The sequence below is a fragment of the Streptosporangium sp. H13245 genome (assembly GCF_055690525.1).
In genome coordinates, this window is sequence record NZ_JBSZKT010000061.1 from 1 (window position 1) to 21637 (window position 21637).

The 21637-nt window shown below is 70.9% G+C and carries 19 protein-coding genes and 1 rRNA gene; all 20 read left to right on the plus strand.

The genetic code is table 11. From position 1 onward, the window contains the following. Positions 1-73, plus strand: a 5S ribosomal RNA gene (rrf, locus tag ACW9TB_RS38490); the annotation flags it as partial. 486 nt (positions 74-559) lie between these two features. After that, the gene (locus ACW9TB_RS38495) at positions 560-1852 is read left to right on the plus strand and encodes a bifunctional folylpolyglutamate synthase/dihydrofolate synthase (protein ID WP_472753078.1); all 1293 of its coding nucleotides are present in this window, start codon (positions 560-562) and stop codon (positions 1850-1852) included. A 14-nt stretch (positions 1853-1866) separates the two neighbouring features. Continuing rightward, on the plus strand, positions 1867-2268 hold the full coding sequence (locus tag ACW9TB_RS38500) for a DUF4233 domain-containing protein (RefSeq protein ID WP_472753059.1): 402 nt from the start codon (positions 1867-1869) through the stop codon (positions 2266-2268). An 11-nt stretch (positions 2269-2279) separates the two neighbouring features. Continuing rightward, a complete protein-coding gene (locus tag ACW9TB_RS38505) occupies positions 2280-4196 on the plus strand; it encodes a hypothetical protein (RefSeq protein ID WP_472753060.1) in 1917 nt (638 codons plus the stop codon). Between the two features lie 91 nt (positions 4197-4287). Next, positions 4288-4698, plus strand: coding sequence for a nucleoside-diphosphate kinase (ndk, locus tag ACW9TB_RS38510; protein ID WP_329084418.1), 411 nt, complete (start codon positions 4288-4290; stop codon positions 4696-4698). A 191-nt stretch (positions 4699-4889) separates the two neighbouring features. After that, positions 4890-5921 (plus strand): rod shape-determining protein, encoded by a 1032-nt coding sequence (locus ACW9TB_RS38515; RefSeq protein ID WP_329084417.1) that lies wholly within the window; start codon positions 4890-4892, stop codon positions 5919-5921. After that, on the plus strand, positions 5921-6967 hold the full coding sequence (gene mreC, locus ACW9TB_RS38520; protein WP_472753061.1) for a rod shape-determining protein MreC: 1047 nt from the start codon (positions 5921-5923) through the stop codon (positions 6965-6967). Before ACW9TB_RS38515 ends, mreC begins: the two co-directional genes overlap by 1 nt. Positions 6968-6971: 4 nt before the next feature. Further along, a complete protein-coding gene (mreD, locus tag ACW9TB_RS38525; protein WP_472753062.1) occupies positions 6972-7499 on the plus strand; it encodes a rod shape-determining protein MreD in 528 nt (175 codons plus the stop codon). A 49-nt stretch (positions 7500-7548) separates the two neighbouring features. After that, positions 7549-9612: a penicillin-binding protein 2 gene (gene mrdA / locus ACW9TB_RS38530; RefSeq protein ID WP_472753063.1), complete on the plus strand. Its 2064-nt coding sequence runs from the start codon at positions 7549-7551 to the stop codon at positions 9610-9612. Continuing rightward, positions 9609-9737 carry a hypothetical protein gene (locus tag ACW9TB_RS38535; RefSeq protein ID WP_472753064.1) on the plus strand — a complete coding sequence of 43 codons (129 nt, stop codon included), beginning with the start codon at positions 9609-9611 and terminating at the stop codon, positions 9735-9737. The genes mrdA and ACW9TB_RS38535 overlap by 4 nt, the downstream gene beginning before the upstream one ends. Beyond that, a complete protein-coding gene (rodA, locus tag ACW9TB_RS38540; RefSeq protein ID WP_472753065.1) occupies positions 9734-10897 on the plus strand; it encodes a rod shape-determining protein RodA in 1164 nt (387 codons plus the stop codon). Before ACW9TB_RS38535 ends, rodA begins: the two co-directional genes overlap by 4 nt. A 143-nt stretch (positions 10898-11040) precedes the next feature. After that, complete coding sequence (locus ACW9TB_RS38545) at positions 11041-11265, plus strand: hypothetical protein (RefSeq protein WP_329084411.1); 225 nt, start codon at positions 11041-11043, stop codon at positions 11263-11265. A 31-nt stretch (positions 11266-11296) separates the two neighbouring features. Next, positions 11297-12733, plus strand: coding sequence for a hypothetical protein (locus ACW9TB_RS38550; protein ID WP_472753066.1), 1437 nt, complete (start codon positions 11297-11299; stop codon positions 12731-12733). Next, entirely contained in the window at positions 12730-13626 is an 897-nt protein-coding gene (locus tag ACW9TB_RS38555) for a phosphotransferase family protein (protein WP_472753067.1), read from the plus strand. The genes ACW9TB_RS38550 and ACW9TB_RS38555 overlap by 4 nt, the downstream gene beginning before the upstream one ends. Positions 13627-13644: 18 nt before the next feature. Then, on the plus strand, positions 13645-15555 hold the full coding sequence (locus ACW9TB_RS38560) for a TIGR03960 family B12-binding radical SAM protein (RefSeq protein WP_472753068.1): 1911 nt from the start codon (positions 13645-13647) through the stop codon (positions 15553-15555). A 103-nt stretch (positions 15556-15658) separates the two neighbouring features. Further along, a complete protein-coding gene (locus ACW9TB_RS38565; protein ID WP_472753069.1) occupies positions 15659-16438 on the plus strand; it encodes a TIGR03936 family radical SAM-associated protein in 780 nt (259 codons plus the stop codon). 97 nt (positions 16439-16535) lie between these two features. Then, positions 16536-19385, plus strand: a complete 2850-nt coding sequence (locus ACW9TB_RS38570; protein WP_472753070.1) for an Rne/Rng family ribonuclease — start codon at positions 16536-16538, stop codon at positions 19383-19385. Between the two features lie 208 nt (positions 19386-19593). Continuing rightward, positions 19594-19896 carry a 50S ribosomal protein L21 gene (gene rplU / locus ACW9TB_RS38575; RefSeq protein ID WP_030924785.1) on the plus strand — a complete coding sequence of 101 codons (303 nt, stop codon included), beginning with the start codon at positions 19594-19596 and terminating at the stop codon, positions 19894-19896. 19 nt (positions 19897-19915) lie between these two features. Then, positions 19916-20173: a 50S ribosomal protein L27 gene (gene rpmA / locus ACW9TB_RS38580; protein WP_030924780.1), complete on the plus strand. Its 258-nt coding sequence runs from the start codon at positions 19916-19918 to the stop codon at positions 20171-20173. A 105-nt stretch (positions 20174-20278) separates the two neighbouring features. Continuing rightward, entirely contained in the window at positions 20279-21631 is a 1353-nt protein-coding gene (obgE, locus tag ACW9TB_RS38585; RefSeq protein WP_472753071.1) for a GTPase ObgE, read from the plus strand. The last annotated feature ends 6 nt before the right edge of the window (positions 21632-21637 follow it).

Below are 21637 nucleotides of genomic sequence, written 5' to 3' on the forward strand. Positions count from 1 at the left end.
CCCGGAAGTTAAGCTCTTCAGCGCCGATGGTACTGCACCGGGGACGGTGTGGGAGAGTAGGTCACCGCCGGACAATCTTTCACGAAGGGCCTCACCAGTTTTGGTGGGGCCCTTCGTGCTTTCCTGAGCCTTTTCGTGCACCCCGCCTGTTCCGCGTGTCCGGGGCTCTCCGTTCCGCGCCTTTCGGGGTTGCTTTTTTCGTGCTTCCGCTGTGGGCCTTCTCGGGTCTCCCGGCGGGATTCCGGGATTGCCGAACTGTCGGGGAACGGGAGCGGGGCCCCGGAGGCGGGGGGCGGGGTTTTGTGAGAGGGGAAGGCTTCCGTCGTGGGCGGGGGCCTTTTTTGTGTTCCGGGGGCCTTGGGCGGGGACCTATTGCGCGGTTACCGGCTTCGCCTTCGCTGGGCTCCGCGTCGGTATGGCTGTCGTGTTTGGTTTGGGCTTGTGGAGTTTTATGCGTTGGGGGGTCCGCGTTGCACCAGCCTTTACGGGCCTGTCCGGGACCCGCCCAGGACGTCAGTAGGCTGGGGACGTGGACTATCGAGCGGTTGAACAAGCGATCATGCAGCGTGGCGTCGAGTGGAACTTCGAGCCCAGCCTCGACAGGATCGCCGCGCTCGTGGATCTGCTCGGTTCTCCGCAGCACTCCTACCCCGTCGTGCACGTGGCCGGTACGAACGGCAAGTCGAGCACGACCCGGATGATCGAGGCACTCCTGCGCGAGCGCAACCTGCGGGTTGGCCGGTTCACCAGCCCCCACCTCGTTTCCATGCGCGAGCGCATCAGTGTGGACGGCGCGCCGCTCAGCGAGGAGCGCTTCGTTGAGGTGTACGAGGACATCGCGCCCTACCTGGAGATGGTCGACGCCCAGGGACGGCGGCTCTCCTTCTTCGAGACCCTCACCGCGATGGCGTTCGCCGCCTTCGCGGACGCTCCGGTGGACGTCGCGGTCATCGAGACGGGAATGGGAGGCGTCACCGACGCCACCAATGTCGCCGACGGCGCCGTGGCGGTCATCACGTCCATCTCCCTCGACCATGTCGACTATCTGGGGCCCGACGTCGAGACGATCGCCGGGGAGAAGGCCGGCATCATCAAGCAGGGGGCGACCGCCGTGCTCGCGCAGCAGGAGCTTCCCGCGGCCTCGGTGCTGATGAGGCGGGCGGCCGACACCGGTGCCACCGTGGCACGCGAAGGGCTGGAGTTCGGCGTACTGAGCAGGGAACTCGCCATCGGTGGGCAGCTGGTCCGGCTCAAAGGGCTCAAGGGAACGTACGAGGACATTCTGCTCCCCCTGTACGGTGCCCACCAGGCGAGCAACGCGGCCTGCGCGCTGGCCGCGGTGGAGGCGCTGACCGGCGGGGACGAGCCTCTCGACGCGGAGCTGGTGCGGCAGGCGTTCCTGGGGGTGCGCTCTCCAGGCAGGCTTGAGGTGGTCCGCCGGGGGCCCACGGTGGTCGTCGACGCCTCGCACAATCCGGCGGGGATGCGGGCCAGCCTGGACGCCGTGCAGGAGTCCTTCGACTTCGCGAAGCTCATCGGCGTGGTGGCGGTGTTCGAGGACAAGGACGTCCAGGGCATCCTGGAGCTGCTGGAACCGATGATGGACGAGATCGTGGTGACCAGGAACTCCTCGCCGAGGTCCATGGACGTGGACGATCTCGCCGCGCTGGCCGAGGAGATCTTCGGCCTTGACCGGGTGCACCAGGTCGAGAGGCTGGACAGCGCGATCGACCGGGCGATCGGTATGGTCGACGCCCTGGGCGAGTTCAGCGGGGCCGGGGTGCTGATCACCGGGTCGGTGGTGACCGCCGGTGACGCGCGGCTCCTGCTGAAGGCGGACGAGGCGCGGTGAGTGGACGAGGCACGGTGAGCGGACACGACGCGGCAGGCGGGCGGGGCATGGTCGAGGCGATTCTGGAGGAGCGGAAAATGATCACGGTCACCCCGGGGATGAGGCGTCTCTGCGCCAGCGTGCTCGGCATGGAGGCCATAGTCGTTGGTCTGTTCACGCCGGTGGCCATCAACACGCAGGGTGTCGAACCGGCCGTCGCGGCCACCGTCGGACTCGGCCTGGCATTCCTCTGCGTGGTGGTGATCGGCCTGCTCAAGCGGCCTTTCGCCTACGTCGCGGGCAGCGTGATCCAGGTGCTCGCCATCGCCTCCGGCCTCATGGTCCCGACCATGTTCTTCCTCGGGGTGGTCTTCGCCGCGCTGTGGATCACGGCGATATTCGTCGCTCGCCGTGTCGAGGGCGTGACTTCTCGCTAAAGTCGGCCAACATGGCCGTCCCTCCCATCCAGCCGACTCGGGCGGTGTCCGCCAGGCCCACGGGCCTGGTGCGCGCGCTCCGGGTCTCCCTGATGCTCGACGTCGTCCTCGGACTGCTCGTCGCGGTAGTGCTGCCGCTGGCGATCGTCGCCATTCCCAACACCATCTCGGTGGTCGCCGCCCTCCTGCCGCCGGAGATCTCGCAGATAGCGATGATCAGGGCGCACGGGCTGGCGCTTCCCGCGATGGTCCTGACCGTTCCGGTGGCGGCGGTGGCCGTGCACCGGACGAGGGCGGCCCCGATGATGGTCGCGGGGCTGACCCTGCTCGCCCTCGCCGACGCCGCCGGTGGGTACGCCGGGTCCACGGCGCTGGTGGGGGTCCTGCGGGTCCTGCACGGGGTCGGGGCGGGCCTGCTCGTCCCCGCCACCCTGATGGCCGTCTGGGGGCGTTCGGTGCTCCTCAGGGCCGTGTGGGCGGCGGTGCTGACGGCGAGTCTCCTGGCCGCCCAGGCGCTCGCGCTGTGGCCCCTTGACCAGGTCGACTCCTGGCGCGTCACCCTCCAGCCGTACCCGATGCTCACCGGGGTCGCGCTCGCGCTCGCCGCGGTCTATCTGGTGTTGTGGCTGAGGGAGGGCGAGGGCGACCCCGTGGGGGCCGTCGCGGAACGCGGGCGCACGCTGTGGGTGGTCGTGCCCGCCGCGGGCGTCGCGGCCCTCGCTCTGGGCAGTACGTTCGACTGGTCGCCGGACCTGGTGATCCGCGCGGCGCTGGTGTCTGTCCTCGTCCTGCTCGCCCTGGCCTCCTCCGGCACCTCGAAGGGGGCCGTCGGCCGGGCGCCGGCCTACGCGATGGTCGCGGTCGGCGTCGTCGCCCTGCCGACCGCCGCCCAGATCACCTACGTCGAGCTCGGCGGGCTGGGAGGTCCTGGTCTGTCCGGCCTGTGGCCCGCCTTCGTGATCGCCGCGCTGGTGGGTCTCCTGTCCGCCGCGCTGGCGAACCGGCTGGGCGACGCGGCCATGCCCGTGGTCACCGCGGGCGGGCTGGTGGTGATGGTCGCGGGCCTGTGCGCCGTACGGCTGTTCCTGCCCGCTCCGGGAGGGCTCCCGCTGATCCTCCCGTTCGCGCTGCTCGCGGGGGGCGCCTCGGTGGCGCTCACCGGCGCGTTGCGTTCCTGCGGTGAGGGGGCCGCGCTCCTGGCGCTGTCGCTGTTCTTCCCCTCGGTGCTCGTGGGCTTCCTGCTGGGCAGCGGCGTCCAGGTCACCCGCCTGGAGGACGCCACGACCCCGCAGGCGCTGGTCGACGGGTTCGTGGACGCCCTGCACCTGTGGGCGCTGATCGGGGGTGGCCTGGTGCTCGCGGTGATCGTGCTCGGTGCCGTCCTGGCCCGCCTGCTGCCCGGCACCCCGGCGGGCCCGCGGGACGCCTGGGACGGCCGGGACACCCCGGACGGCACGGCCGATGTCCCGTCCGGGAGGGTTCCCGGCTCCGGGCTGGTGCCCCCTCCCGCGGGGGAGATCGATCCCACAGGTGGCGCGTGGCCGGCCGCCACGGCCTCGGGACCTCCCCGGCAGACCGGACCGGCCAGGCGGCCAGGACAGGCCGGGCGGGCAGAACAGGCGGGACACGCAGTGGTGCGGCCACGGTCCGAGGCCGGTTCGCGGCCCCAGGTCCGTCCGGATCCCGAGGCCGGGCCCATGGCCGCCACCGGGTCCATGAGCGGGTCCGTGGCCGCCACCGGAGGCGGACAGGGGACGGGCAAGGGCGGGAGGCCCAGGCCCCGGCACGAGCCCGACCGCGTCCCCGAGCGCGACCCGGAGCCGGAGCCGGAGACCGAGCCGGAGAAGGTCGTCGCACCGCCCGTGGTGGTGCCGCCGCCCGCGCCCTCGCCCGAGGACGGCCCGGGGAACGGCCCCGCCCTCCAGTGACCTCGCCGACCACGGGGAAGCGCGCGAAGGACGGTAAACTTCGCACGCTTACCGCAGTCCGCGACCCATACATGTTCAAAGGAGAACTTCAGTGTCCGAGCGCACCCTTGTCCTGATCAAGCCCGACGGTGTGGCGCGTGGTCTCATCGGCGATGTGATCGCCCGTGTCGAGCGCAAGGGTCTGAAGGTCGTGGCGCTGGAGCTGCGCACCCTGGACGTCGACACCGCCAAGGTGCACTACGCCGAGCACTCCGAGCGGCCGTTCTTCGGCGAGCTCGTGGAGTTCATCACCTCCGGCCCGCTGGTCGCGCTGGTGCTTGAGGGGCCGCGCGCCATCGAGGCCTTCCGCGGTCTCGCGGGCCTCACCGACCCCGTCAAGTCCGCGCCCGGCACCATCCGCGGCGACCACGCCCTGGAGATCGGCGAGAACGTCGTCCACGGCTCCGACTCCCCCGAGTCCGCCGCGAGGGAGATCAAGATCTTCTTCCCGGATCGCTTCTAGGACACGCGCTTTCGCCGTGTTTGTCGGGCCTCGTCGTCCTCGTGACGGCGGGGCCCGCCCTGTTCGGCTAACCCAAGATTTTGCTGGGGCAGGCCGCCTCATTGCGCTCAATGGTGGGTACGTCACGTTACGATTCGAGTGCGTTCCGTAGTTTTCGCCGACGACCTGACGGAAGGAGGCCGGCCTTCCTCATGGGCAGCAATCTTGCTTTTCTGGGCCGTGACATGGCGGTCGACCTCGGCACCGCGAACACCCTGGTGTACGTGCGGGGTCGCGGGATCGTGCTCAACGAGCCGTCCGTCGTGGCGATCAACACCGCGACGGGGAAGATCGTGGCCGTTGGTATCGAGGCCAAGCGGATGATAGGCCGCACTCCCGGCAACATCGTGGCCATCCGCCCGCTCAAGGACGGCGTCATCGCCGACTTCGACGTCACCGAGCGCATGTTGCGCTATTTCATCCAGCGGGTGCACAAACGCCGCCACTTCGCCAAGCCGCGCATCATCATCGCCGTGCCGAGCGGGATCACCGGGGTCGAGCAGCGGGCGGTCAAGGAAGCCGGTTACCAGGCCGGTGCGCGCAGGGTCTACATCGTCGAGGAGCCCATGGCCGCCGCCATCGGCGCCGGGCTCCCCGTGCACGAGCCCACCGGCAACATGGTGATCGACATCGGCGGTGGCACCACCGAGGTGGCGATCATCTCGATGGGCGGTGTGGTCACCAGCCAGTCGATCAGGGTGGGCGGCGACGAGCTCGACCAGGCGATCATCGCCTTCGCCAAGAAGGAGTACTCGCTGATGCTCGGCGAGCGCACCTCCGAGGAGATCAAGATGGCCATCGGCTCCGCGTGCATGCTTCCCGAGGAGAGTCACGCCGAGATCCGGGGTCGCGATCTGGTCAGCGGCCTGCCCAAGACGATCGTGGTGTCGGCCGCGGAGATCCGTAAGGCCATCGAGGAGCCGCTGAACGCGATCGTCGACGCGGTCAAGACCACGCTCGACAAGTGCCCGCCCGAGCTTTCCGGAGACCTGATGGACCGCGGGATCGCCCTCACCGGGGGCGGTGCGCTCCTCAAGGGCATGGACGAGCGGCTGAAGGCCGAGACCGGCATGCCGATCCACCTCGTCGACAACGCCCTCGACTCCGTCGCGCTCGGCTCGGGCAAGTGCGTCGAGGACTTCGACGCGCTGCAGCAGGTTCTGGTCCCCGAGCCGCGGCACTGATGAAGGACACCCGGAGGGCACGGGTCAATCTGGGGCTGCTGCTGGCGGCCGCGCTCGTGCTCGTGACCATCGACCACCGTTCGATCACGGAATCGCCGTTCGGTCCGCTCAGGACGGCCGGTACGACGCTGTTCGGCGCCGCGGAGAGCGCGGGGGCGGGGTTCGTGCGACCGGTCGGCGAGTTCTTCGAGACGATGGCCGAGGCGCCTGCGGCGCGCGACCGCATCGAGAAGCTGCGCATGGAGAACCAGCGGCTCAGGCACGATCTGGCGGCGCAGAGCCTCGACCGGGGGCGGTCCCGGGAGCTTCGCAGGATGCTCGGTGTGGCCGGGACCGGCGGCTACAAGATCCTGCCCACCCAGGTGATCGCCCGGCGCGGCGCTCCCGGGTTCGAGGAGGCCGTCGAGCTCGACGTGGGGCAAGCTGATGGAGTGCGTCCGGAGATGACCGTGCTGAACGCCGACGGCCTGGTCGGCAGGGTGGTCCAGGTGGGCCCGTCCACCTCGACGGTGGTTCTGCTCAGTGACCCCGCCTCGGCGGCCGGGGCCAGGCTGGAGGGCAGCAACGAGATCGGGGTGGTGCACGGCGTGGGGGAGAACGGCCGCCTGGTCCGCTTCCGGCTGCTCGACTCGACCGCGCCGATCACCCCCGGCCACCGCATCGTGAGCTTCGGTTCCCAGCGCGGGGCGCCGTACGTGGCGGGGGTGCCGATCGGGGTGGTGGAGCGGGTGGAGGCCACGCCGGGTGAACTGACCCGCATCGCGTACGCGCGGCCGTCCGCCGATCTCACCGCGCTGGACGTGGTCGGGGTGGTGGTGCGGGCGCCGCGCCGTGACCCGCGTGACGCGGTGCTTCCTCCGGACTCGCGCAAGGCGAAGGTCTCGACGCCGGGTTCGACGCCGGGGCGGTCCACGCCGCGCTCCCCCGAGTCGGACGCGGAGCCCGGTCCCGGGGCCGGTTCCGACTCCGAGGCTGACTCCGGGGCCGATGCCGAGCCCGGACCGCGTGAGGCGGAGGCTCCCCGTGGACGGCGAGAGAGGACCTGAGGGGATGGGCCGCAACGCGGTGTTCGTGGTGCTGCTCCTGGGGATCATGATCGTCCAGGTGACCGTCGTCAACAGGCTGCCGCTGCCGGGGCAGGCCGCGCCGGATCTGGTGCTGCTCGCCGTGGTGGGGTACGCGCTGGCGCGCGGGGCCGCCGCGGGGGCCGTCATGGGCTTCGCCGCGGGCCTCGTCAGCGACCTGCTGCCGCCGGCGGCGCACCTGCTCGGGCACAACGCGCTCGTGTTCTGCCTCATCGGCTTCATGGCGGGACGCGCGGTGGAGAGCCAGCCGGGCGCGGGGCCGCTCGTGGCGCTGGCCTGCGCGGTCGCCGGTCCCGTGATCGCCCTGGTGACCGGTGCCCTGGTGGGGGATCCGCGGACGGGGGTGTCCATGCTCACGGCGGTGCTGCCGCAGGCGATGGTCTGCAACCTGCTCGCCGCGCCGCCCGTGGTGTGGATGGTGCGAAGGGTCGTCCGGGGGCCGGAGCCGCGGCTCATCCAGGTGCCCCGGTCGGCCCTGCGGAGCCGTGCATGAATCGTATGGGGCGCATGGGTTCCGGCGGGCTGGGCGGGGAGGAGCGGACATGGGCCTGATGCGGGGGCGTCTGGTCGTGGTGCAGGTGCTGGTGGTGTCGATGCTGGCGTTGCTCGCCGTACGGCTCTGGCAGGTGCAGGTGGTGCGCGGCACGGAGTACGTGGAGGCCGCGACCGAGACGCGTACGCGTGACGTGGTCGTCCCCGCGGTGCGCGGGCAGATCCTCGACGCGACGGGCCGTCCGCTGGTGCGGAACCGGACCACGCTGGTGGTCTCGGTCGACCGTACGCGCCTGAACCGGATGGCGGGCAACGGCCAGGAGGTGCTCCAGAGGCTGGCCACCGTGCTCGGACGCCGTCCCACCGAGCTGCGGGAGCGGATCAGGGCGTGCGGCCCCGGGGTGACCCGCCCCTGCTGGCCGGGATCCCCGTACCAGCCGATTCCCATCGACGTCGACGTCACCACGCGCGAGGCCCTGCAGATCCTGGAGCGGCAGGAGGAGTTCCCGGGTGTCACGGCCGAGGTGCAGGCCGTGCGGGAGTATCCGCGCAAGGGCGCGGGCGCGCAGGCGCTCGGCTACCTGCAGCCGATCACGCAGGAGGAGCTGGACCGGCGCGACGGCCTCAGGGCGGCGTTCTCCGGGGTCGACCTGGTGGGCAGGGACGGCCTGGAGTCGGTCTACGACGTGCCGCTGCGGGGGACGCCCGGGATGCGGCGGGTGCAGGTCGACCGGCTCGGCAAGGTCATCGGGGTGGAGCGGCACGTGTCGCCGATCCCGGGTGACACGCTCATCACCAGCATCGACGCCAGGGTGCAGACGCTGGCGGAGAAGGCGCTGGCCGAGGCGATGAAGGGCGCGCCCAAGGCCGACGGGGCGGCGGCGGTGGTGCTGGACGCGCGGACCAGCCGGGTCATCGCGCTGGCCAGCGCGCCGACGTACGATCCGGCGGTCTGGAGCGGGGGGATCTCCGAGGCGGAGTACCAGCGGCTGCTGTCCGGCAAGACCGGCAAGCCGCTGGTGTCGCGGGCGATCAAGGGCGAGTTCGCGCCCGGTTCGACGTTCAAGGTGTCGTCGGTGTCGGCGATGCTCAGGGACGGCTACCCGCTGCGCGGCAAGTACGACTGCCCGGGGTCCTTCATGGTGGGCGACCGGCCGTTCAACAACTTCCGGGGTATCGGGCTGGGCGTCCTCGACCTGCACACGGCGCTGGTGAAGTCCTGCGACACGATCTTCTACCGGGCGGCGTACGAGCAGTGGCTGCGCGACGGCGGGCTCAACCCCAGGGGGAGGACCAAGGAGCCGATGGCGAACATGGCGCGCGCCTACGGGTTCGGCCGTCCCACGGGCATCGACCTGCCGGGTGAGTCGCCGGGCAGGATCCCCGACCGGGCGTGGAAGAAGGCGCTCTGGGCGACGACCAAGGAGGACAACTGCAGGCGGGCCAGGACCGGTTATCCGGAGGTGGCCAAGAGCAGTCCCAGCAGGGCGGCCTTCCTCAAGCGGCTGGCGTACGAGAACTGCCTGGAGGGGTTCCAGTGGCGGCCGGGCGACGCCGCCAACTTCTCCATCGGGCAGGGTGACGTGCTGGTGACGCCGCTGCAGCTGGCGGCGGCCTATGTGGCGCTGGTCGGGGACGGCAAGCTGCGCAGTCCCCGGGTGGGCTGGGCGCTGGTGCGTCCCGACGGCACCAAGGTCAAGGAGATCAAGGTGCCGGTGGTGGGCAAACTGCCGATCTCGCGGGAGGAGCGCGCCTACATCAAGGGGGCGCTGAGCGAGGTCGCCTCCGACGGCACCGCGGCCGGGGCCTTCTCGGGGTTCCCCATGGACAAGGTCAGGATCGGCGGGAAGACCGGTACCGCCGAGGTCTACGGCAAGGCCGACACGTCGTGGTTCGCCTCGTTCGCCCCGACGGACAAGCCGAGGTTCGTGATCGTCGCGATGGTGTCCCAGGGCGGGATGGGCGGCCAGACCGCGGCTCCGGCGGTACGGAAGATCTACGAGGGCATCTACGGGTTCAAGCCCGACGGGAAGCCGTCCGCCTCGATCCTGCCGGACGGGCGCCCGGCGAGGGCGCTTCCGGTGATCGCCAAGGACGGGACGGTGTCGCGATGACACCGGCGACGGTCCCTGTGACGGGGCGGGTGTTCGCGGTCATACGCGGGTCGGTGTTCGTGGCGGCGCCGGTGGTGACCGCCGCGACGGTGTCGGCGGTGACGCCCGCGCGGGAGGCGGCGTGAACCGGGCGGCGGCCCCGCCGAGGGCGTCCCTGGCCGGGCGGACGGTGGCGGCGGCCTCCACGGTGGGCCGGATGGACGGGCTGATGCTGGTCGCCGTCGCCGCGCTGGCGGTGATCGGCACGATGCTGGTCTGGTCGTCGACCAGGACCTGGGCGGCCGGTGCCACCGGGCTGGTGAAGAAGCACATCCTCAACCTCGTCATCGGGGCCGTGCTGGCCGGGACTGCCGCGATGGTGGACCACCGGTCGCTGCGGCTCTTCGCGCCACTGATCTACGGTGCGACGCTGGTCGGGTTGATCCTGGTGATCACGCCGCTCGGGAGCACCGTGAACGGCGCCCACTCGTGGATCATGCTGGGGGGCGGTTTCGCGTTCCAGCCGTCGGAGTTCGCCAAGCTCGGCCTGGTGCTGATGCTCGCCATGCTGCTCGCCCAGCCCGCCCGGGGCACCGACCGGCCACGCGGTTTCGACGTCGTGATCGCGCTGGTGGTGTCGGCCTTCACCATGGGCCTGGTGATGCTCCAGCCCGACCTGGGCACCACGATGGTCATCGGGGTGATCACGGCTGGCACGATCGTGGTGGCGGGGGTCCGCAAGCGCTGGATCGCCGGGCTCGCCCTCAGCGTGGTCGGCGCGGGGGTGGCCGTGTGGTTCCTGGACGTCCTGGAGCCGTACCAGATCGCCAGGTTCACCGCGTTTCTCAACCCGGCCAGTGATCCGCGCGGTGTCGGCTACAACAGCACCCAGTCGCTGATCGCGATCGGGTCGGGGGAGGTGTTCGGCAAGGGGCTGTTCGGGGGCGGCCAGACCACCGGCCGTTTCGTGCCCGAGCAGCACACCGACTTCATCTTCACGGTGGCGGGGGAGGAGTTCGGTTTCCTCGGCTCGGTCACCGTGGTGGCGTTGCTCGGGATGATCCTGGTGCGGGGGGTGCGGATCGCGCGCGAGTGCGACGACCGGTTCGGCGCGCTGATGGCCGGTTCGATCGTGTGCTGGCTGGCCTTCCAGTCGTTCGTCAACATCGGGATGACGATCGGGATCATGCCGATCACCGGCCTTCCGCTGCCGTTCGTCTCCTATGGCGGTACCGCCACCTTCGCCAATATGATCGCCTTTGGCCTGCTCCAGGCGATCCACATGCGCCGGCAACCGTTCCAGTAACCGGCTCGGCGCCCGTTTCGCCGCTTTTTCGGCACCGACATGAGAGCGGCCCGCATGTCGGAAACCCCCGATTCTCACTGGTATGGCGTTCGTCAAGCGAACATTCTGGGAACGAAGACGGAACTCGCGATGACGGAGGAGCCGTGATCTCTGAGCTCGCCGAGCGGCAACGGGCACTCGAACTGCTACGGACCGCGTTTCCCGATTATCGGATCGTGTTCAGCAAGGGGCGCTGGGCCGCGGTGTCGGCGGGCAGCCCGCCGGCGGTGTGGTTCGCCGAGACCCCGAGCAGCCTGTGCGGGCAGCTCTTCCAGGCGCAGCTCCGCAACGGCGGCACGGTCGTGCCCTTCCAGAGCAGCGGCTCGTGACCGAGGCGCCAAGACACCCCCCGGAGCGCCGATGACCCCGGTTTCACGCGGTGGAGACCGCGCCGCGCTGGCGTGCGCGACGATCATTCGCAACCGTACGCTGGCCGGGGTCTCCGGCCCGCCGTCCGCCGCGGTCATCCAGCAGATGGTGGACGAGATCCACGCCTGTTGCCCCCAGCAGACCAGGTTCAAGTGCCGCAGGCTCGCCCACGGGTGGACTGTGGAGGAGGCCATTGACCACTTCCACACCATGTGCGACAGGGAGAGGATCAAGCGGCGCGGGCTCAGCGAGCGCTCCTGGCGGGAGTGGGAGGCGGGGGCGAGGCCCGACCGCGACTACACGGACCTGCTGTGCAGGCTCTTTCAGACTGGACCGGTCCAGCTCGGTTTCGCCCAGGACTACACGCCCGAGGAGCTGCGTTCTGTGCCGCCCGCGCCGCCGGTCCTCGACGTGATCACGGTGGCGGCCGACGAGGCCGGCGCGCACGCCGAGCAGGCCGAGGAGAGCGAGCTGGGCGCCGGGGCGCTGGAGCGGCTGCGCACCCAGGTGATCTGGGTCGGCAGGCGCTACGTGTCGGAGGCCCCGCTGCCGCTCTTCGTGGAGATGCGCGAGTTGCAGGAGCGCACCCGCAGGGCGCTGGAGCGGCGTGTCCATCCCGGGCAGGCCAGGGAGCTGTACTTCCTCACCGGCGCGCTGTGCGGGCTGATGGCCAACGCCAGCATGGACATGGACCGCCGGGTCCCCGCCGACACCCTCGCCCGTGCCGCCTGGACGTACGGCAAGGTGGCCGGGCACGCGGCGCTGATGGGGTGGGCGCGCGGCATGCAGTCGTCGGTGGCGCTGTGGGACCGCCGCCACGGTGACGCGGCCCGTTACGCGGAGGAGGGCCTGACCCACGTCCGCGCGGGTTCGGGAGCCACCCGCCTGCACATGCTGAGGGCCCGCTCGTACGCGCTTCTCGGGCGCCGGGAGAAGGCCTCCGAGGCGCTGCGCGAGGCGGCCGAGGCCCGGGTGGCCGGGGACGGGGGCGACGAGCTGCACGACGAGATCGCCGGGGAGTTCGCGTTCCGCCCGGCCAAGGAGCGCTACTACGCGGCGGTCACCCAGCTGCAGCTCGGCGCCTCCGCCCCGGCCATCGAGTCGGCGCGCGAGTCGCTGTCCCTGTACGCCTCGGGGGAGCCGGAGAACCGCTCCTACGGGTGCGAGGCCATGGCCAGCGCCCATCTGGCGATCGCCCACCTGATGGAGGGCGACACCGCGGGGGCCGAGGACGCCATGACGCCGATCCTCGCCCTCCCGCCCGAACGGCGCATCGGCAGCCTGGGGGCCACCCTGGGCGCGAGCCGCGCGCTGCTGGCCTCGCGCCCCGGCGGGGAGCAGATGGCCGGGCAGATCGAGGGTTTCTGCGCCGTGGACCTGCCTCGGCGGGCCCGGCACGCGATCTCGGACGGGAGAAGTGGACGATGAGCATCGCCGCGGAGGGCTCACTCCTCTCGCGCGCCGCCGTGGCGCTCGCGGAGACGCGCAGGCAGACCGGGCTCGACACCGGGGGCGCGACGCTGATGCGCGACTTCGCCAACGCCGTTTACCACCTGGCGGGCGAGAAGGTGGTGGTGCGGCTGGCGGAGGCGACCACGCCGGGTAAGTACGACCGGCTGGTGACCTCGATCCGGGTCACCCGGTGGCTCGCCGAGCGGGGCTTCCCCGCCGTCAGGCCGCTGGAGATCAAGCAGCCGATCGCCGCCGAGGGCTTCCTGGCGACGTTCTGGCACCACGAGGAGCACATCGGGCCGCCTCCCGACCCGGCGCAGCTGGGGCCGCTGCTGCGACGGCTGCACGATCTGCCGCCCGTGCCGTTCGACCTGCCGACCCACGACCCGTTCGGGGGGGTGCGCCGGGCGATCGGGGCGAGCGTCGCGCTCGCCGACGACGACCGTGACTGGCTGCTCGGCCGCTGCGAGGCGCTGGCCGAGGCCTACTACGAGCGGGTGGAGTTCGTGCTGCCGTACGGGCTCGTCCACGCGGACGCCCATCGGGGCAACCTGATCCGCACGCGTGGCGGGTTCCTGCTGTGCGACTGGGACGGGGTGTGCGCGGGGCCGAGGGAGATCGATCTGATCCCGACACTCCAGGGGGGCAGATTCGGGCTGACCGAACGCCAGCGGGCCAATTTCAGCGAGGCCTACGGCTACGACGCGGCCACCTGGGAGGGCTATCCGGTGCTGCGCGACATGCGCGAACTGCAGACTCTCACGGCCGTGCTGCGCAACGCACACCGTGATCACACCGCCCGTGAGGAGCTTCGGCACCGCCTCGACTCGCTGCGAGCGGGCGACGACCGCCTGTGGCACCCCCTGTAGGCGGATATTCTTGGTGGCATGTCTGTCGAGTCGCTGTTTCCCCGCCTGGAAGCGCTCCTGCCCAGGGTGCAGAAGCCGATCCAGTACGTCGGAGGTGAGCTCAACTCGACCGTCAAGGACTGGGACGAGACCACGGTCCGCTGGGCGCTGATGTATCCGGACGCCTACGAGGTCGGGCTGCCCAACCAGGGCGTCCAGATCCTCTACGAGATCCTCAACGAGCTGCCGGAGACGCTGGCCGAGCGGACCTACGCGGTCTGGCCCGACCTGGAGGCGCTCATGCGCTCCGAGGGCGTGCCCCAGTTCACGGTCGACGCGCACCGGCCCGTACGGGCGTTCGACGTGCTGGGGCTCTCCTTCTCGACCGAGCTCGGCTACACCAACATGCTGAACGCGCTGGATCTGGCGGGCATCCCGCTGGAGGCGGCCGACCGGGGCGAGGACGACCCGATCGTCCTGGCCGGCGGGCACGCGGCGTTCAACCCCGAGCCGATCGCCGACTTCCTCGACGCCGCCGTGCTGGGCGACGGGGAGCAGATCGCCATCGCGATCACCGAGGTCATCCGCGAGTGGAAGGCCGAGGGCTCGCCCGGCGGGCGCGACGGGCTGCTGATGCGGCTGGCCGAGTCCGGCGGGGTCTACGTGCCGAAGTTCTACGACGTCGACTACCACGCCGACGGCCGGATCCAGCGCGTCGCGCCCAACAGGTCGGGCGTGCCGTGGCGGATCCACAAGCACACCGTCATGGACCTGGACGAGTGGCCGTACCCCAAGAAGCCGCTGGTCCCGCTGGCCGAGACCGTGCATGAGCGGTTCAGCGTGGAGATCTTCCGCGGCTGCACCCGCGGGTGCCGGTTCTGCCAGGCGGGCATGATCACCCGTCCGGTGCGTGAGCGTTCGATCACCACGATCGGCGACATGGTCGAGGCGGGCGTGAAGGCGTCCGGTTTCAACGAGGTCGGCCTGCTGTCGCTCTCCTCGGCCGACCACTCCGAGATCGGCGAGGTCGCCAAGGGGCTGGCCGACCGCTACGAGGGCACCAACACCTCCCTGTCGCTGCCCTCGACCCGGGTCGACGCCTTCAACATCGACCTGGCCAACGAGTTCTCCCGCAACGGCCGCCGCTCCGGCCTGACGTTCGCCCCGGAGGGCGGCTCGGAGCGGATGCGTAAGGTGATCAACAAGATGGTCACCGAGGAAGACCTGATCAGGACCGTCAGCACCGCCTACACCCAGGGCTGGCGGCAGGTGAAGCTCTACTTCATGTGTGGCCTGCCCACCGAGGAGGACGCCGACGTCCAGGGCATCGCCGACCTGGCCAAGAAGGTCATCAAGGCGGGCCGGGAGGCCACCGGGTCGCGTGACGTCCGCTGCACGGTCTCCATCGGCGGCTTCGTGCCCAAGCCGCACACCCCGTTCCAGTGGGCCGGGCAGGCCGACCACGAGACGGTCGACCGCAGGCTGCGGGCCCTGAAGGAGGCCCTGCGCGGCGACAGGGAGTACGGCCGCGCGATCGGCCTGCGCTACCACGACGGCAAGCCCTCGATCGTGGAGGGCCTGCTCTCCCGGGGGGACCGCCGGGTCGGCGAGGTCATCCGCGCGGTGTGGGCGGAGGGCGGCCGGTTCGACGGCTGGAGCGAGCACTTCTCCTACCAGCGCTGGATGGACGCCGCCGCCAAGGTCGGTCTCGACGTCGACTGGTACACCACGCGTGAGCGCGAGGAGAACGAGGTCCTGCCCTGGGACCACCTCGACGCCGGTCTCGACCGCGAGTGGCTCTGGCAGGACTGGCAGGACGCGGTCAACGACGTCGAGGTCGAGGACTGCCGCTGGACCCCGTGCTACGACTGCGGCGTCTGCCCCACGATGGGGACCGAGATCCAGATCGGGCCCACCGGGAAGAAGCTGCTACCACTGACGGTTGTCTGAGATAGGCGGTGCGTGAGCGCCGCCCCTGAGAAAACGACGACCACGACTTGGGAAGGACGACACCACCCTGAAACCCGCTCCCGACGGGCCGCCGCCCGCGCCCGTGGTGCAGCGCCTGCGCGTGCGCTACGCCAAGCGCGGCCGCCTGCGCTTCACCAGTCACCGTGACATCACCCGGGCCCTCGAACGGGCGGTCCGGCGAGCCGACGTCCCGGTGGCGTTCAGCGCGGGCTTCTCGCCCCACCCGAAGATCTCCTACGTGGGATCGGCCGCCCCCACCGGGGTCGCCAGCGAGGCCGAGTACTTCGAGATCAGCGTGACGCGGGAGTGTGATCCCGGTCGGCTGCGTGCCGCCCTGGACACCTCGCTGCCGCCCGGTCTCGACGTGCTCGACGTCGTCGAGGCGCGCTCCGCGAGTCTGGCCGACCAGATGGAGTGCTCGGCGTGGGAGCTGCGGCTGCCGGGAGCCGATCTCGCCCTCGCCGGGGCCGCGGTCGAGAAATTCGTCGCCACGGACCACGTCGAGGTCGAACGCCTTACGAAGAAGGGGATGCGACGCTTCGACGCACGTGAAGCGGTGCTGAACCTCGCGGTATTTGAGGTAACCGAGACAACAGCAGGTCAGGCGTCCAGTCAGCCATGTGTCATACTTCGCATGGTTGTACGGCACGAAACTCCTGCCGTTCGACCCGACGACGTTCTCACTGGACTGCGTCTTGTGGCTGACTTCGCGCCGCCGGTGCCCCCCGAGGTAACCAGGCTGGCGCAGGGCCCGCTGGACGTTCACACCGGTGAGCCCGCCGACCCGTTCGGCCTGGACCGCGACACCACGCGCGGCGGCGAAGCGGAACCGGTGGGCAGGCACGTCGGCGGCGACATATAGGACTTGGCGCCGGGCCCTGGGCCTGGCGGACAGTGAGAGACGAGAGCTCCCGCGCGGCGCGGAGACGCGCCCGGGAGCTGAACGGGAGAGCGCCCGCATGCTCGACAACGAGCCCAACGCCGGGGTCAACAGCCCTGACGGGGATACGACAACAGAAGAGACACGGCCACCGGCGACCCGCCGCAGGGCCGCGAGCCGGCCCGCCGGACCTCCGCCCGAGCCGCCGGAGCCGGCCCCCGTGGTCACGGCGCCACCCGCGCCGGTCGCGGAGGTCGCGGCCCCGGTGGCCCCTGCGGCGCCCGCCGTGGAGTCCTCCGGCGAGGAGCCGGAGCCCGTGGTGGCGGCTCCCAAGCGCGCCACCAGGCGCAAGACGGCGGTGGCGGACGGTGCTGCCGCCACCACGCGGCGTAGCCGTGCGAAGAAGCCGGTCGCCGAGCCCGCAGAGGTTGTGGAGGCCGTGGAGACGGGGCCCGCGGAGGCCGTGACCCCCGTGACTCCCGTGGTTCCCCCGGTGCCTCCGGTGGTGCCCGATCCTTTCGCCGTTCCGGTGCCCTTCGCCGAGGCCGAGCCCGTGGAGTCCGCGGCGCCCGTGGAGCCCGTGGCCCAGGAGGCGCCCGCCGCCCCCGCCAAGCGCACCCGTACGCGCAAGAAGGCCGCCCCGCGCGAGGTGGCGCCGGTCGAGGCCGTGTCCCCCGCCGAGGCGGAGGAGGCCGAGGCGGAGCTGCTGCCCGCCGACGAGCCGCTCGACGACGAGCCCGCGGGCGAGGACATCGTCGAGGAGCGGCCCGGCCTGTTCGCCGACCCCTTCGGACTGACCGCCCAGGAACGTTCCGAGGTGCCCTCGGTGACCTTCCAGGCGCCCGCCGCGGTGTTCCAGCCGCTGTTCCAGGCCCCCGACCCGCAGCGGGCCACGCAGCCCGCCGCGCGCCCCGCGCCGGTCCAGCCCGTCGTGCCCGAGCCCGAGGACGCCGAGACGAAGGCCGACAGAGCTGACAGGGCCGACAGAACTGACAGGATCGACCGGGCCGAGAAGGCCGAGCTCGCCGAGGAGCCCGAGGACGACGACTCCGACGGCGACGACGACGCCAGCGGTCGCCGGCGCAGGCGCCGCAGGGGCGGCCGGGGCCGGGGCAAGGCGCGCGACCTCGACGAGACCGAGGAGACCGAGGCCGAGCAGGACGACGAGGAGCAGCCCGAGGCCGAGCAGGACGACGACGCCGAGAGCGGCAGCTCGCGCCGCCGTCGCCGCAGGCGGCGCAGGGGCACCGACGAGGCCGGGGACGTCCCGGACGACCCGCCGAACACGGTGGTGCGCATCCGCGCGCCCCGCGCCGGGCGCAGCACCTCGGTGGACGAGGTGCAGAGCGTGCGCGGCTCGACCCGTCTGGAGGCCAAGAAGCAGCGCCGCCGCGAGGGCCGCGAGCTCGGCCGCAGGCGCCCGCCGATCATCACCGAGTCGGAGTTCCTGGCCCGCAGGGAGTCCGTCGAGCGCATGATGGTGGTCCGCCGCACCGGCGGGCGCACCCAGATCGCGGTGCTGGAGGACAACGTCCTCGTCGAGCACTACGTCAACCGCGAGGCGAGCCAGTCGTACGTGGGCAACGTCTATCTCGGCAAGGTGCAGAACGTCCTGCCGAGCATGGAGGCCGCGTTCGTCGACATCGGCAAGGGCCGCAACGCGGTCCTGTACGCCGGAGAGGTGAACTTCGACACCGCAGGGCTGGAAGGACAGCCCAAGCGGATCGAGGTGGCGCTGAAGTCGGGCCAGTCGGTGCTGGTGCAGGTCACCAAGGACCCGATGGGCCACAAGGGCGCCCGCCTGACGAGCCAGATCAGCCTGCCGGGCCGCTACCTGGTCTACGTGCCCGACGGCTCGATGACCGGCATCAGCCGCAAGCTCCCCGACAAGGAGCGCACCCGTCTCAAGAGCATCCTGAAGAAGGTCATGCCGGAGAACGCGGGGGTCATCGTCCGTACGGCCGCCGAGGGCGCCTCCGAGGACGAGCTGGCCCGCGACGTGGCCCGGCTGTCGGCGCAGTGGGAGAACATCCAGCGCAAGGCCAAGTCGGCCAGCGCGCCCGAGCTGCTCTCCTCCGAGCCCGACCTGACCGTCCGGGTGGTCCGGGACGTGTTCAACGAGGACTTCGCCTCGCTGGTCGTCGCGGGCGACGTGTGGGAGACGGTCGACGAGTACGTCCGCTACGTCGCCCCGCACCTGGCCGACCGCCTCAGCAGGTGGGAGGAGAGCGGCGACGTCTTCGCCGCGTACCGGATCGACGAGCAGATCGCCAAGGCGATGGAGCGCAAGGTCTGGCTGCCCAGTGGCGGCTCGCTGGTGATCGACAGGACCGAGGCCATGACCGTGGTCGACGTCAACACCGGCAAGTTCACCGGCCAGGGCGGCAACCTTGAGGAGACCGTCACCCGCAACAACCTGGAGGCGGCCGAGGAGATCGTCCGCCAGCTCAGGTTGCGCGACATCGGCGGCATCATCGTCATCGACTTCATCGACATGGTGCTGGAGAACAACCGGGATCTGGTGCTGCGGCGGCTGCTGGAGTGCCTGGCCCGCGACCGCACGAAGCACCAGGTGGCCGAGGTGACGTCCCTGGGCCTGGTCCAGATGACGCGCAAGCGGGTCGGCCAGGGCCTCCTGGAGGCCTTCTCCACCACCTGTGAGTGCTGCAACGGCCGCGGCCTGCACGTCTCGGCCGAGCCGGTCGAGGGCAAGCCCGAGCCGCGCGGCACCCAGGGCAAGATGGCCGTGGAGAAGGCCGTCGCGGAGAAGCTCGGCAAGGACGGTAACCACGCGGTGGCGGCCGGTGACCAGTCAGGCCGTGATACGGTGACCGATGCGCTTGACGGAGTCCAGCACGAGGACGGTCAGGCAGCACAGGCTTCTGGCCGGGGGCGGAGACGTTCCCGCAAGGCCAGGTCGGCCGACTAGACCCCGTCCCGAACAGGGACGGGGCCGAAGGCCGGCACCCCCGACGTTCCGCCCGGTTCGACCAGGACACCGTCAATCCGGTACTCTGGTGAACCGGTGCGCTCATGGCGCGCCCTGTTCGCGCGCCTACCCGGTACGTCATCAATGACCACAGCCGGATGCGGGGCGCAGCATCCAGCGAGCAAGCAGTCAGAAGAAGGGTTCCGCGGTGTACGCGATCGTTCGTTGCGGCGGCAGGCAGCAGAAGGTCTCCGTCGGTGACGTCCTTGAAGTGGACAAGGTCGCCGGCGAGGTCGGTTCCACGGTTTCGCTGCCGACGGTCCTCGTCGTCAACGACGGCGACGTGACCACCGAGGCGGGCAAGTTCACGGTTGCCGCCGAGATTCTCGGTGAGACCAAGGGTCCGAAGATCCGGATTCTGAAGTACAAGAACAAGTCGGGGTACAAGAAGCGCCAGGGTCACCGCCAGCGGTACACCCAGGTGAAGATCACCGGCATCGACCAGGCCTGAGTTTCGGGAGTTTTGCGAGATGGCACACAAGAAGGGCGCGTCGTCCACTCGGAACGGCCGCGACTCCAACGCCCAGCGGCTCGGTGTGAAGCGCTTCGGCGGTCAGCTGGTCAACGCCGGCGAGATCATCGTCCGTCAGCGCGGCACCCACTTCCACCCCGGCGACAACGTCGGCCGTGGAAGTGACGACACGCTGTTCGCGCTGGCCGCGGGCCACGTTCTGTTCGGTGTCAAGCGCGGGCGCCGCGCGGTGAGCATCGTCCCGGTCGCGGAGTAGATTCGCGCCGACAGACGTTGACGGCAGGGGTGGATCGCATTCAGCGGTCCACCCCTGTTCGCGTTTTCACCAGACGTTCCCGTAGATAGAGGTAGGAAAGTAGACATGCCGGACTTTGTGGACCAGGTGGTCCTGCACATCAAGGCCGGTGACGGGGGAAACGGCTGCGCCTCTGTCCATCGGGAGAAGTTCAAGCCCCTGGGGGGTCCCGACGGAGGCAACGGCGGTCGGGGCGGTGACGTGATCCTGGAGGTCGACGCCAACACGGCGACCCTGCTGGAGTATCACCGCCGTCCGCACCGCAAGGCCGACAACGGCAAGCAGGGACACGGCGCCAACCGCGACGGCGCCAACGGTGGCGACATCATCATCCCGGTGCCCGACGGCACCGTGGTCAAGAACGCCGACACCGGCGAGGTCCTGATCGACCTGATCGGCGCGGGCACCCGCTACGTGATCGCCGAGGGCGGGCACGGCGGGCTCGGCAACGCCGCCCTGGCCTCCGCCAAGCGCAAGGCCCCCGGTTTCGCGCTGCTCGGCGAGCCCGGCGACGAGATCGACGTCATGCTGGAGATGAAGAGCGTCGCCGACGTGGCGCTCGTCGGGTTCCCCAGCGCGGGCAAGTCCTCGCTGATCGCCGCGCTCTCCGCGGCCCGCCCGAAGATCGCCGACTACCCGTTCACCACCCTGGTCCCCAACCTCGGGGTGGTCACCGCGGGCGAGACCATCTTCACCGTCGCCGACGTGCCCGGGCTGATCCCCGGCGCCTCGCAGGGCAGGGGCCTGGGGCACGAGTTCCTGCGCCACGTCGAGCGCTGCAACACGCTCGTGCACGTGATCGACTGCGCCACGATGGAGCCGGGCCGCGACCCGGTCAGCGACTACGAGGCCATCGAGGCCGAGCTGGCGGCGTACGGCAAGCTGGAGGACCGGCCGCGCCTGGCGGTGCTCAACAAGTCCGACGTGCCCGACGCCCGCGACCTGTCGGAGATCGTGGGACCGATGCTCCAGGAGCGGGGCCTGCGGGTCTTCACGATCTCCGCGGCCACCCACGACGGGCTCAAGGAGCTGACCTACGCCATGGGGGAGATGGTCGCCGCCGCCAGGGCCGCCGCTCCCGTCCTGGAGCCGACCCGGCTGGTCATCAGGCCCAAGCAGCACGGCGACGCGGGATTCGCCGTCCGCAGGGTCGACGAGCGCACCTTCCAGGTCACCGGGGTCAAGCCGGAGCGGTGGATCCGCCAGACCGACTTCACCAACGACGAGGCCGTGGGCTACCTCGCGGACCGGCTGGAGCGGCTCGGCGTCGAGGAGGAGCTCACCAAGGCCGGGGCGAAGGCCGGGGCCGAGGTGATCATCGGCTCCATGGAGAGCGGCTACATCTTCGACTGGCAGCCGACGCTCAACGCGGAGGCCGTGCGCCAGGGACCGCGCGGCTCCGACAACCGGCTCGGCTAACCTGAT